This is a genomic window from Alcanivorax xiamenensis, from assembly GCF_009846745.1.
GTDB lineage: Bacteria > Pseudomonadota > Gammaproteobacteria > Pseudomonadales > Alcanivoracaceae > Alloalcanivorax > Alloalcanivorax xiamenensis.
Genome location: NZ_AQPF01000017.1, coordinates 64,477 through 77,393, shown reverse-complemented (window position 1 = coordinate 77,393; position 12,917 = coordinate 64,477). Strand labels below are relative to the sequence as shown.

The 12,917-nt window shown below is 63.8% G+C and carries 9 protein-coding genes; 5 read left to right on the top strand and 4 right to left on the bottom strand.

Annotated elements, in window-relative coordinates:
- A partial coding sequence (locus A6D6_RS21890; RefSeq protein WP_236564093.1) for a hypothetical protein occupies positions 1-213 on the bottom strand: 213 nt, incomplete at its 3' end.
- A 170-nt stretch (positions 214-383) separates the two neighbouring features.
- Here A6D6_RS21890 and mfd point away from each other — a divergent pair.
- On the top strand, positions 384-3,833 hold the full coding sequence (gene mfd / locus A6D6_RS12025) for a transcription-repair coupling factor (protein ID WP_159660861.1): 3,450 nt from the start codon (positions 384-386) through the stop codon (positions 3,831-3,833).
- 233 nt (positions 3,834-4,066) lie between these two features.
- Here mfd and A6D6_RS12020 read toward each other — a convergent pair whose 3' ends face one another.
- Positions 4,067-5,290 (bottom strand): BaiN/RdsA family NAD(P)/FAD-dependent oxidoreductase, encoded by a 1,224-nt coding sequence (locus A6D6_RS12020; protein ID WP_236564092.1) that lies wholly within the window; start codon positions 5,288-5,290, stop codon positions 4,067-4,069.
- 366 nt (positions 5,291-5,656) lie between these two features.
- On the opposite strand from A6D6_RS12020, the gene A6D6_RS12015 reads away from it, so the two are divergent.
- From A6D6_RS12015 to A6D6_RS12000, 4 genes are all read left to right on the top strand, one after another.
- Positions 5,657-6,694: a Leu/Phe/Val dehydrogenase gene (locus tag A6D6_RS12015; protein ID WP_159660860.1), complete on the top strand. Its 1,038-nt coding sequence runs from the start codon at positions 5,657-5,659 to the stop codon at positions 6,692-6,694.
- 9 nt (positions 6,695-6,703) lie between these two features.
- On the top strand, positions 6,704-7,717 hold the full coding sequence (pdhA, locus tag A6D6_RS12010) for a pyruvate dehydrogenase (acetyl-transferring) E1 component subunit alpha (RefSeq protein ID WP_159660859.1): 1,014 nt from the start codon (positions 6,704-6,706) through the stop codon (positions 7,715-7,717).
- Positions 7,710-8,717 (top strand): alpha-ketoacid dehydrogenase subunit beta, encoded by a 1,008-nt coding sequence (locus tag A6D6_RS12005; protein ID WP_159660858.1) that lies wholly within the window; start codon positions 7,710-7,712, stop codon positions 8,715-8,717. The genes pdhA and A6D6_RS12005 overlap by 8 nt, the downstream gene beginning before the upstream one ends.
- A 158-nt stretch (positions 8,718-8,875) precedes the next feature.
- Positions 8,876-9,973, top strand: a complete 1,098-nt coding sequence (locus A6D6_RS12000) for a dihydrolipoamide acetyltransferase family protein (RefSeq protein ID WP_133492483.1) — start codon at positions 8,876-8,878, stop codon at positions 9,971-9,973.
- 356 nt (positions 9,974-10,329) lie between these two features.
- On the opposite strand, the gene A6D6_RS11995 is transcribed toward A6D6_RS12000, so the two are convergent.
- Complete coding sequence (locus A6D6_RS11995; protein ID WP_159660857.1) at positions 10,330-11,514, bottom strand: hypothetical protein; 1,185 nt, start codon at positions 11,512-11,514, stop codon at positions 10,330-10,332.
- Positions 11,515-11,603: 89 nt separating this feature from the next.
- Positions 11,604-12,608 carry a DUF72 domain-containing protein gene (locus A6D6_RS11990; protein WP_097057968.1) on the bottom strand — a complete coding sequence of 335 codons (1,005 nt, stop codon included), beginning with the start codon at positions 12,606-12,608 and terminating at the stop codon, positions 11,604-11,606.
- Positions 12,609-12,917: the final 309 nt, after the last annotated feature.

Here is a 12,917-nt window from a genome sequence, read left to right as displayed (position 1 = left end):
GGCTACAGCGCCGCTGTGGGAAGCTTGCTGGCAAGCGAATCGCCAACGGCCCAGGGCATTCGCGACCAAGCGGAGCGCCACTCGGGCCTCTTCCCACAGCAGCGCTGTAGCCACCTCTGAAAGGGTATCTTCGAGGTAACCGAGGAATACGGGAAGCCGTCGCCGAGCAACGTTAAAAATTGCTCCCGGCAATTTTTTATGACCGCCGTCCATGGCGGTCACCCTTCGGGCCGTCGCCAAGCAACGTTAAAAATTGCTCCCGGCAATTTTTTATTTCCGCAATGCCCGCAGCCCCAGGTTTTGACTTTAGCGTCCGGCGCCCGGCGTCCGGCGTGTCCCTCCGCCCCGCCCCTGCTACAATGCGCCCGCGCTGGAGGCCCTTGATGACCCTGTTACCCGATTCTTCCCTGTTTTCCACTGGACGTGAACACTACCGCGACTGGCGCGATCCCGGCGCCGGTGGTCTGGCGGCGGTACTGGCGGAACTGGCCCGCCGCGAGGAGGGCCTGCTGTTGGTGGCCGCGCCGTCCAGCAACCGTGCCCAGCAACTGGCGGACTCCCTGTCCTTTTATCTGGCGGACCGGGAAGTGCCGGTGCGGCTGTTTCCGGACTGGGAAACCCTGCCCTACGATCTGTTCAGTCCCCACCAGGACATCGTCAGCGACCGCATCCAGGCGCTGCACTGGCTCGGCCAGGCCCGTGGCGGCGTTCTGGTGGTACCGGTGAACACCCTGATGCAGCGGCTGGCGCCGCCGATCCATATCAATGGCAATCATTTCCAGCTCAAGGTCAATGACACCTTCGACATGGAAGCCACCCGCCAGCAACTGGTGGCCTGCGGCTACCGGCAGCGCGACAACGTCTACGAGCACGGCGAGTTCGCCGTGCGCGGCGCCATCATGGACATTTTCCCCATGGGCGCGACGCAGCCGTTCCGGGTGGAACTGTTCGACCAGGACATCGAATCCCTGCGTCTGTTCGACCCGGAGACCCAGCGCTCCACCGGACAGGTCCAGGACATCAATCTGCTGCCGGCGGCGGAGTACCCGCTCAGCCAGGACGGCATCCGCCATTTCCGCGGCGCCTTCCGTGAAACCTTCGATGTGGAGCCCAGAAAAGTACCGCTCTATGAAGAAGTGTCCGAAGGCATCGCCAGCCCGGGGCTGGAATACTATCTGCCGCTGTTCTTCGATCAATTGGCCACTTTGTTCGATTACCTGCCGGCCAACGCCCGGGTGGTGGAACTGGCCGAATGCGAAGAGGCCGCCAACCACTTCTGGGACGAAGTCAATCAGCGCTATGAATCCCGCCGCCACGATATCCGCCGGCCGGTGCTGCCGCCGCACAGCCTGTTCCTGCGCCCGGACGAGTTGGCCGGCGCCTGGAAAACCCTGCCCCGCGCCCGGGTGCGCGACTCCGAACAGGCACTGACATTCAACCTGGCGCCCTCGCCCCGACTTGCCGCCGACCCGCGCAGCGGCAATGTACTGGCGCCCTTGCATACTTTCTCCGATGCTCACCCGGACACCCGCATCCTGGTGGTGGCGGAAACCGCCGGACGCCGCGAGGCGCTGCTCGAACTGATGCAAAAGGTCTCGATCCAACCGGCATTGAAAGAAGGCTGGCGGGACTTTCTCGACGCCCCCGAGCGCTGGAATCTGACCCGGGGCGAGTTGGACGCCGGCTTTTACGCGCCGGACCACGATTTGCTGGTGGTCAGCGAAAGCGAACTGTACGGCGAGCGGATCATGCAACGGCGGCGGCGCCGCACCAGCGAGGACAGCGGCCAGGATCTGGCGGTCCGCTCCCTGGGCGAGCTCACCATTGGCGCTCCGGTGGTGCACCTGGACCACGGCGTCGGCCGCTATCAGGGCCTGGTGCACATGACCGTGGATCACCAGCCCCACGAATTTCTGCTGCTGGAATACGCCGGCGGCGACAAGCTTTACGTGCCGGTGTCCTCATTGCATCTGATCAGCCGCTACGGCGGCGGCGAGCACCCGCCACTGAATCGTCTGGGCAGTGAGCAATGGAGCAAGGCGCGGCAAAAAGCCGCGGAAAAAATCAACGATGTGGCGGCGGAGTTGCTCAACACCTACGCCCGTCGCGAGGCACGCGAAGGCCGGGCCTTCCCGCTGGAACAAGAGGATTATCAGCGCTTCGCCAGCGGCTTCCCGTTCGAGGAAACCCCGGACCAGGAAAACGCCATCAACGCGGTACTGGCCGACATGCAGCGGCAAAAGCCGATGGACCGGCTGGTGTGCGGCGATGTCGGTTTCGGCAAGACCGAAGTGGCCATGCGCGCCGCCTTCGCCGCCGTCCAGAACGGTACTCAGGTGGCGGTCCTGGTCCCCACCACCCTGCTCGCCCAGCAGCATTACGAGTCTTTCGTCGACCGCTTCGCCGACTGGCCGGTACAGATCGAGGTGCTGTCCCGATTCCGCGGCGCCAAGGAAAAAAGCCAGGTGCTGGAACGGCTTGCCGAGGGCAAAGTGGATATCGTTGTCGGCACCCATCAGTTGCTGCAGGAAAGTGTTGGCTTCAAGGACCTGGGCTTGATCATCGTCGATGAGGAGCACCGTTTCGGCGTGCGCCACAAAGAGCGGCTCAAGGAAATGCGCGCCGAGTGCGACATCCTCACCCTCACCGCCACCCCGATCCCACGCACCTTGAACATGGCGCTCAGCGGCATGCGCGACATCTCCATCATCGCCACGCCACCGCAGCGGCGCCTGTCGGTGAAAACCTTTGTACGGCAGCGGGACGACACCGCTCTCAAGGAAGCGATCCTGCGGGAGTTACTGCGTGGCGGCCAGGTCTACTACTTGCACAACGATATCGACACCATGAGCCGCGCCGCCGAACAGATCCGGTCGCTGGTGCCGGACGCGCGGGTCGGCATCGCCCACGGCCAGATGCGCGAACGGGAACTGGAAGCGGTGATGGGCGACTTCTACCATCGTCGTTTCAACGTGCTGGTATGCACCACCATTATTGAAACCGGCATCGACGTGCCCAGCGCCAACACCATCATCATCGAGCGCGCCGACAAGCTCGGCCTGGCGCAGTTGCACCAACTGCGGGGACGGGTCGGCCGCAGCCACCACCAGGCCTACGCCTATCTGGTCACCCCGTCCCCCAAGGCGATGACCAAGGACGCGCTGAAAAGGCTGGAAGCCATTGAACAAGCCACCGATCTGGGCGCCGGCTTCGTGCTTGCCAGCCAGGATCTGGAAATCCGCGGCGCCGGCGAACTGCTCGGAGAAGAACAGCACGGCAACATGGAAACCATCGGTTTCACACTCTATATGGAAATGCTTGAACAAGCGGTGGAGGCGCTCAAGCGCGGCGAGCAACCGGACACCGCCAAGCCATTGTCCGGCGGCCCGGAAGTGAACCTGAGGGTGCCGGCCCTGATCCCGGAAGACTACCTGCCGGATGTGTTCACCCGCCTGACCCTGTACAAGCGCATCGCCGGCTGCAAAACCGGCGACCAGTTACGGGAATTGCAGGTGGAAATGATCGACCGTTTCGGCCTGCTGCCGGAACCGGTGAAAACTTTGTTCCGCATCACCGAACTACGCCAACGCGCCGATGCCCTGGCCATCACCCGGGTGGACGCCAACGCCGCCGGCGGCAAACTGGAATTCGCCGAACGCACCCCGGTGGACCCGCTCACCGTGGTCAAACTGATGCAGAACGCGCCCAACCGCTACCGCCTGGAAGGCGCCCACACCCTGCGTTTCCAATTGCCGTCGGAAACCGCCGATGAACGGGTCGAACTGGTGGAACAGCTGCTGGCGCATTTGGCGGGGAATGGGAAAGCGCCGTGAAAAAAAGGCAAGGAATAGTGAATAGTTAACAGTGAATAGGGAAAAAACGGCGTTGCGGATTTGCAGGGAGGTTTTGCAAATTAGCCACACTGACGTTAAGCATCGTACTTTCTTTGAAAACACTTTCTTTAAAAACAGTGAGGCCGCGCCCAACTCCTGAGCGCGGCCTCACTGTCTTCCAATCACTCTGCTCTATCTCGCGTCCCTGTTCCCTGTTCCCTGTTCCCTGTTCACTATCCACTATTAACTGCCGTTCCCGCCGCCACCGCGCTGGCCCAGGCCCATTGGAAATTGAAACCACCGAGCTGGCCGGTGACATCGAGGACTTCGCCGATGAAATACAGGCCGGGAACGGTTTTGGTTTCGAAGGTTTTGGAGGAGACAGCGCCGGTGTCGACACCGCCGAGGGTCACTTCGGCGGTGCGGTAGCCTTCGGTGCCGGAGGGTTTGAAACACCAGCCCTTGAGCACGGCGGCGATGCTGGCCAGGCGCTCGTTGCTCTGATGCTGGAGCGGTCCTTTCCAATCGAAGTGCGCCACCAGGGCCGCCGCCAGACGTTGGGAAAAAAAGGCGCGCAACCAGCGCTCCACGGTTCCGTTGGGATGTTGCTTGCGTTCTTCCAGCAGAGCCGCGTACGGGTCCACCAGCATTGGTAACCAGTCCACGGTGACATCGGCGCCCGCTTGCCAGAACGCGGACACCTGCAGCATGGCCGGCCCGGACAAGCCCCGGTGCGTGATCAACATGGGCTCGGAGAAAGATTGCCCCCCGGCTTCTGCTCGAACCTCGGCGCTGACACCACTGAGTTCCGCCAGCCACGCCTTGTCCGCCGGCTGCAATGTGAACGGCACCAGCGCGGCGCGTGTGGGCAATACCGGCAAACCGAATTGTTCCGCCACTTTATACCCGAACGGGCTGGCCCCCATGGAGGGAATGGAGAGGCCGCCGCTGGCGATCACCACCTTGCCGGCGCGCACCACGCCATCGTTGGTGCGTAGCGTGAAGCCGCCTTCCATTCGCCCTGATCCAGGTGTGCCCACCGGCTGATCGTTGATGTGGGTTACCGCCGTGTTCAGCCGGATCCTGACGCCGGCCCATTCGCACTCGGTGAGCAGCATCGCCACAATCGCTTTGCTGGAGTCGGCGCAAAACAACTGCCCCGGCGCTTTTTCCACATGCTCGATGCCGTGCCGTTCCACCAGCTCGACAAAATGCCAGGGCGTATAACGGCTCAATGCGGATTTGCAAAAGTGGGGATTGGCGGAAATGAAATGCGCCGGGGTGGTGTTCAGATTGGTGAAATTGCAGCGCCCACCGCCGGACATGAGAATTTTCTTGCCGGGTTTGTTGGCATGGTCCAGCACCAGCACCGAAGCGCCGCGATAGCCGGCGGTGGCGGCGCACATCAGCCCGGCGGCACCGGCACCGATGATCACCACGTCGTACTGTTCCGCCATGCCGTTACGCCCTCCTTCATCGAAGCCGCGCAGCATAGCGGGATGCCGGCGGGGGTGCCAGAGCACGGATCGCGCTGACACGCAACACGCTAAAAACCCGGAGCCACGAATCAGTGCCTTCCCACAGCGGCTACGTAGCTCTCTGTGGGAAGCTGCCTTGGCAGCGAATGACCACGGCATGTCTCTTGTCGCGCGCGAGTCGCCCCTTCATACCCAACCCCGCTAACCCCTCCCCGCCATATAACCAATCGATCCAAGCACCCTCTCCAAACCCGCGCTATGGTTTAAACAAAGGGGCCGTGATCCGGCCCCGGAACCGCCCACAGCGGGCTTACCGGCCCCCGGGACGACAAGGAGAGCGTTGCCATGTTCGCTAACCTCGAACGGACCAACGTTGCCGAGCTGCACCTGCATCGTGATCCGCACTCCGGGCTGCGTGCCCTTATCGCCATTCACTCCACCCAACTGGGTCCCGCCGTCGGCGGCTGCCGCTGCCTGCGCTACGACGACGAAAACGCCGCTTTGGAGGACGTCACGCGTCTGGCCCGGGGCATGAGCTACAAGGCCGCCCTGGCCGGGCTGCCCCTGGGCGGCGGCAAGGCGGTGATTCTGGAACCCACGGACGGCTATGACCGGGGCGCCCTGTACCGGGCCTTCGGCCGCGCCGTGGACAGCCTCAATGGCCGTTACACCACAGCCGTGGACGCCGGCACCGGCCTTGAAGATCTGGACCAGGTGGCCCGTACCACCCGCCATGTCTGGGGCTACAGCGGTGACGGCCTGGACCCGTCGCCACTCACCGCTCTGGGCGTGTTCGCCGCCCTCGACGCCAGCGTCCGCCACCGCCTGCACCGCGACAACCTGCGCGGTCTGCACTTCGCCGTACAGGGCGTGGGGCATGTGGGCAGCCGCCTCGCACTGCTGCTGACCCGGGCCGGCGCCCGTCTCACCCTGGCCGACGCCGATGCCAAACGGGCCGGCGAACTGGCCGCCCGGCTGGGGGCCCGGATCGTGCCCCCCGACGCCATCTACGACGTGCCCTGCGACGGCTTCGTGCCCTGCGCCCTGGGCGCCGTGCTCAATCGCGACACCATCGCCCGGCTGCGTGCGCCCCTGGTGGCGGGCAGCGCCAATAATCAACTGGCCGGGGACGAGGACGGTGAAAGACTGCGTCAGCGGGACATCCTCTATGCCCCTGACTACGTCGCCAACGCCGGCGGCCTGATCGACCTGGCCCTGGGACACGCCGGTGTCGGACCGACCCGCATCCGCCAGCACGTCCTGGCCATCGGCACGACCCTGACGCGGATCTTCCGTGAAGCGGAACAGGCCGGCTGGTCCACCAGTGCCACCGCTGACGATCTGGCGGAACAACGGCTCAATGGCCATCGTAACGTGGCCTGAGGAGGTGCTATGAGAACCGACCATGACCACCGTCGAGTGGCGGGTTACAAGACCATGGCGATGATCCGTCACTTCGATAAGAAAGCAGTGAACCTGCAACGCACCGGGCGGCTGGGCACCTACGCCTCCTGCCTGGGCGCCGAAGCGATCGGCACCGCCGCCGGGCTGGCGCTGACCCGGGACGATTACTTCGTGCCCTACTACCGCGACCACGCCACGCTTTATCTGCGCGGCGTGCCGCTGCATCAAATCCTGCAGTACTGGGGCGGCGACGAGCGTGGCAACGCTTTTCCCGCCGACAGCGACGCCCGCCGCGATCTGCCCTACTGCGTGCCCATTGCCACCCAACTGACTCAGGCCGCCGGCATCGCCAGTGCCGCCAAGCTGCGCCACGAACACGCCGCCGTGCTCGCCACCTGCGGCGACGGCGCCACCTCACGGGGTGATTTTTACGAAGCGCTCAACGTGGCCGGCGTCTGGCAGCTGCCGCTGGTGGTGCTGATCAATAACAATCAGTGGGCCATCTCCGTGCCCCGGGGACTGCAGACCGCCTGCGCCAGTCTGGCCGACAAGGCGGTGGCCGCCGGCATTCCCGGCGTGCAGGTGGACGGCAACGACCTGGATGCGCTGCTCAAGGTACTGGACGACGCCCTGGAACGGGCCCGTGCCGGCAAGGGCGCCACCCTGGTCGAAGCGATCAGCTACCGACTCAGCGATCACACCACCGCCGACGATGCCAGCCGCTACCGCAAAGCCAGCGATCTGCACCGGGCCTGGCAGAACGAGCCGGTGCGGCGCCTGCGCGACACTCTGGCTGAATCCGGTCTGTGGGATGCCCAGCGGGAAACCGACTGGCAGCAACAGTGCGAGCGCACCGTGGAAGAGGCCATCGACATCTACCTGAATCTGCCCCCGGCCCCGGCCACCGACATGCTCGACTACCTTTACGCGGCTCTACCCGCCGCCCTGCGCGACCAGCGCGCCGCCCTGGCGGCGCTCAACCAGGAGGTGCGTCATGGCTGAACTGCAAACCCACGGCGCCCATGCGGTCCCCATGAATCTGCTGGAAGCGGTCAACCGTGCCCTGGTGCGGGCCATGGCCGAGGACGACAGTGTGGTTCTGCTCGGCGAGGACATCGGCACCAACGGCGGCGTGTTCCGCGCCACCGAGGGGCTCAAGGCACAATTCGGCTTCCGCCGGGTGATGGACACGCCGTTGGCGGAGAATCTGATCGCCGGCCTGGCCGTGGGCATGGCCAGCCAGGGGCTGAAACCGGTGGCGGAGATCCAGTTCATGGGTTTCATTTACGCCGCCCTGGAGCAGATCCTCAGCCACGCCGCCCGTTTACGTAACCGCACCCGCGGCCGGCTCAGTTGTCCGCTGGTGATAAGGGCGCCCTACGGAGGCGGCATTCACGCGCCGGAACATCACAGTGAAAGCACCGAGGCCCTGTTCGCGCATATCCCCGGCCTGCGTGTGGTGATGCCATCCTCGCCGTCCCGCGCCCACGGCCTGCTGCTGGCCGCCATCCAGTGCCCGGACCCGGTGATCTTCCTGGAACCGAAGCGCCTGTACCGGCTGAAACGGCTGCCGGTGGTGGCGGACGGCGAGCCCTTGCCGCTGGATACCTGCTTCACCCTGCGCACCGGCGACGATCTCACCCTGATCAGTTGGGGCGCGGCCATCCACGAAACCCTGGGTGCCGCCGATCAACTGGCGGCGGAAGGCATCAACGCCGAAGTGATCGACGTGGCCTGTCTGAACCCATTGGACCAGGATACCCTGGTGGCATCAGTGAGCCGCACCGGCCGTGCCGTGATCGTTCATGAAGCCCCCGGGCACGGCGGCATGGGTGCTGAAATCGCCGCCACCCTCGCCAACCAGGCGCTGCTGCATCTGCGCGCTCCGGTGGAGCGGGTCACCGGCTATGATTGCCCGATGCCCTACTTCCAACTGGAGCAGCATTATTTGCCGAATGTGGAACGGATCGTGGCGGCGGCGAAGCGGACGCTGGTGTATTGATGAGGCGCTTGCACGCTTGCACGCTTGCACGCCAAAGTATCAGCGGCCTTCTCCAAGTGAGACAACCGGAAATAGGCGCCTTACTCGGCAAGTATGGCGTGTTAGCGTGTTGCGTGTTGCGTGTTGCGTGCAAGCGCGACTGACCAGGGAGCACACTCATGAGCTACTTCACTCTGCCGGATCTGGGCGAAGGCCTTCAGGAAGCGGAAGTGATCGAATGGCACGTCAAGGAAGGCGAAGAGGTTAACGTGGACCAGGTGCTGCTGAGCGTGGAGACGGCCAAGGCCATCGTCGATATTCCGGCGCCGAAAGCCGGTGTCATCGCCCGCCGCTTCGTCGCCGAAGGCGATCTGGTGCACACCGGCGAGCCGCTGCTGGCGTTCGAGGGCGAGGAGGACACCAGCCAGAGCGTGGTCGGTGAGTTGGCCAGTGAACAGGACGGCGACCGTGATGATTTCATCATCGGCGCCGCCGCCGGCAACCGGGGCGGCCCGGGCGCGGCGCCGGCGATCCGTGCCCTGGCCCAGCATCTGGGCGTGGATCTGGCGCGTCTCAAGGGCAGTGGCCCCGGCGGCACCATTACCCTTAACGACGTGCAACAACACGCCAGGCTGAAACAAAGCCACGGCGACAGCACCCCGCTAAAGGGGGTGGCCCGTACCATGGCCAAAACCATGGCCAGCGCCGGCCAGCAGGTGGTGCCGGTCAGCCTGTTCGATCAGGTCAGCATCCGTCATTGGCGCGCCGGCACCGACATCATGTTGCGTCTGATCCACGCCATCGTCGCCGGTTGCCGGTCGGAACCGGCGGTCAACGCCTGGTTCGACGGTGATCAACTGAGCATGCGCAAAGTAGAAAAAATCGATCTGGGTATCGCCGTGGACACCCCGGACGGCCTGTTCGTGCCGGTGCTGCGCGATATCGCCAACCGCGACGATGACGACTTGCGCGAGGGCCTCAACCGGCTTCGTCGGGACGTGGAGCAGCGCAAAATCCCCCCTCGGGAACTACAGGGCGCCACCTTGTCATTGAGCAACTTCGGCACCCTCGGCGGCCGTTTCGCCACCCCGGTGGTGGTGCCGCCACAAGTGGCCATTGTCGGTGCCGGCAAGGCCTTCACACAGCCCGGATTCAACAACGGCGAGGTGTTCGAGGACAAACAACTACCGCTGTCGCTGACCTTCGACCACCGCGCCCTGAACGGCGGCCAGGCGGCACGCTTTCTGGCGGCCTTGCTGCAATCGCTGGCAAACTAGCTCGATACCGTTGCCATGCCAACCGGCACCTTACTCACTCCCGAAGACGCCATTCCGCTCCCCGCCGATGTACTGGGCAGTGACGATCCGGACGACATCATCGGCGCCAATATCGATGTGTTGAACGCGCTGTTTTCCGAGTACCTGGGGATCACCGATTCGAGGCGCTTTCCGACCCTTTTTACGCCGCCCAGGAGAGCGGGGATCTGTTCCGGCTTAACGCGGACTGGCTCACCCGATCGGACCGAGCGTATAGCCCAGACCCTCAACAACGAACCGGACTGCATGAAACGGATAAGAGCCCTGTGCTCCGAAGCGGGTCAGGAACTGGAACAGGTTACCGCCGGAGACCGCCTTTACCCGTCCCCTTCCAGCCAATCCTGGATCAGACGGCCGGCGGAACGCTTGCGGCCCGCGCTGATGTCCGCTCGCGGCACGTCATAAACCATACCGTATTGCTCTCGCAAGGCCCGCAACCACCGCGGAAAACGCCCCAGATTGCCCTTGCCAAGCCCTTCCATGCCCATGTCATTTCTTACCGGGCCTTTGCTGCCTTCCACGAAACGGCGGCCCTTGGCGTCCTCGATACGCAGTTCCCAATCCCAGTCCGGTTCCGGCATCAGATTCAACATCAGGTTGGGGGCTTGCCACCCCTGCCCGTCATTGCCTTCCTGGGGGATGCGAATCCGCACCTGCCAATCCTCCCCGGCCTCGAACGGCAATCCCAAGGCACGTGCCAGCATTGCGCTTTCGGTGGCTTCCCAGCGTGCGCGGTGGACCTCGGCCAGTCGCCCGGCCCATTGATGAAATTCCGTCTCCCGCGGCGCGCAATCTTCCTGTACCGCCTGAACCGTCTTGTGCAGTATGTCCAGGTGAGTCTCCCGGTTGGGAAACGCCATGTCACCGTCCAGCATGTCGCGGACCAGCTCGGTGCGCACTTCCGGATTCAGCAACGCGGTCAATACCATGCCCCAGAATCTCAGGTTCACGGTGTCGTAAAGATCGTCACCGTAGCGGCGGTCATGGCGATAGCGTAAATGACGCAGCAGCTGCAAAATCCGTTCGCCGTCCTCGGCAAAGGGAGCGAACTTCACTTTCTTTGCCCGCTGATTGGGCAGCGTGGTGTACTTGCCCAATTGGCTCACCAGCTTCAGACGGGTTTTAAGATCCGTCGCCGTGGACGTTTCGCCGATGGGCAGGGACCCGCTCTCGTCGAAGCCGAACACCAGCAGGTTGATATGCCGCTCACTGCTGTTGACCGGGTAGCCCCGATCCTGCAAGGGCAGCACTTGCCGATAAGCGTCGCGCAACAACGGCAGTTCTTTGTTGGAGACCGCCGGGATGCCGCCCGCCACGCGCAGATAATGAAAATAGAAACGGGTTCTCTGGTCCGGCGTCAGGGCGGCCGGCAGCTTGGCGGCATGGGGCCCCAATAAATGATGATTTTGCGGCCAGAAATGGCCTTGCCGCTCCTGCTGCAACGCCTCATCTTCATCCGCTATGAACGCCCGGCACAGGGCTTCGATATCCGCTCCACTCATTTTCATCACATCCCTTTGTCGGCGTCCTGGTGTGGAACCTTAGCAGATCCGTTGGGAAATGCCCCGGCACCATAGCTCTCGGCGCCGGATCAGGCGGGGCCGACCCGGGCCCGCACCGCCTCGGCCAGCGCCGCCACGGATAATGGCGAACAGCCTTCCGCTTTATTACTGAGCGTCACATAAGCCGGTTGCCCCGCGCCCACGGTACCGGCGATCACCTGTGCCAGGGCCTCGCGGGTTTCCGGGTCCGGATCCACCAGTTTGTCGAACGGCGAATACTGGTCCCGTGCCCTTTCATAGCCGTAAGCGCCGTGCTTCAGATTGAGGTTCCAGCGACATACCAGTGGGCCGGGCCAGAGCGCGCGCAGAATTGGCAGTTGCTCGGCAATCGGCGGCATCTTGCCATGGAGACCGAGGCAGTAGGTGGCGCCGGTATCCTTAAGGGCGTCCACGAAGGCCGGGGTCAGCCATTGCCGGTCGCGCACCTCCACCGCCACCACCGCCTCCGGGTAACGGGCCTTGAGCGCCATGGTGCTTCGCAACAGCGCATGCAGCCCTTCGGTCAGCCGTTCCATTTCAGTGAGCCAGTGGGAGGGTAACGGGCTGATCTGAAACACCAACGCCCCCAGCTTCGGCCCCAGGCCGGCTCCGGCCGGTTCGACCAACTCGGCCCGGGCGGCCGCCGCATCCAGAAAGTCAGGGTTGATCCTCTCTCCCTTGCCCCCGCTGCCTCGCAGCAGAGGATCGGTGACCCGGCTCGGCGCCTTGACCACGAAACGAAAATCATCGGGGACCCGCGCCGCGTGATCGGCGTATTGCTCCACGCTCAACGGCCGATAAAAGCCGCGATCCAGACCAACGGCACGAAACAGGGGATGTCTGGCATAAGCGCTCAGTCCCCGGCGGGACAACTGCTCTTCGCTGTAGAGTTTGTCCCAAACCAGCCCGGCCCAGCCCGGATAGTGCCAGGACGAGGTACCCATTCTGAGCGTCTCCGGCAAAGCCGCCGCCAGCGGGATCAGCGACGCTTCCGGTGTGGCCGCCCGTACTTCCGAAGGAATCGCACTGTCATCGGCAAACAGAGAACTTTGCATGATGCTCCCCTTTTTGCGGAAACGTTTCCTCACGCCGGTGATGAACTCCCGGGCAGCCGGCATACTGTTCACCGATCGACTTCAGTCCCTCGAAATTATTCTGGTTTCAGTAGTGCAGGTTCGGGACTCATGTTGCAAACGCCTGAGTAAACCTCATTCACTTGCAAGCAAGCTTCCCACAGCGGCTACGCGGAAAGGCCGTGGGAGACCAGCTTGCTGGCGAATACTGCCCCTCCGGCGTTCCCCCCTGCGCTTGCAAGGAATCTCCCACAAGGACGTCGTGGCCGCCAAGAACAACGCTACGGGACT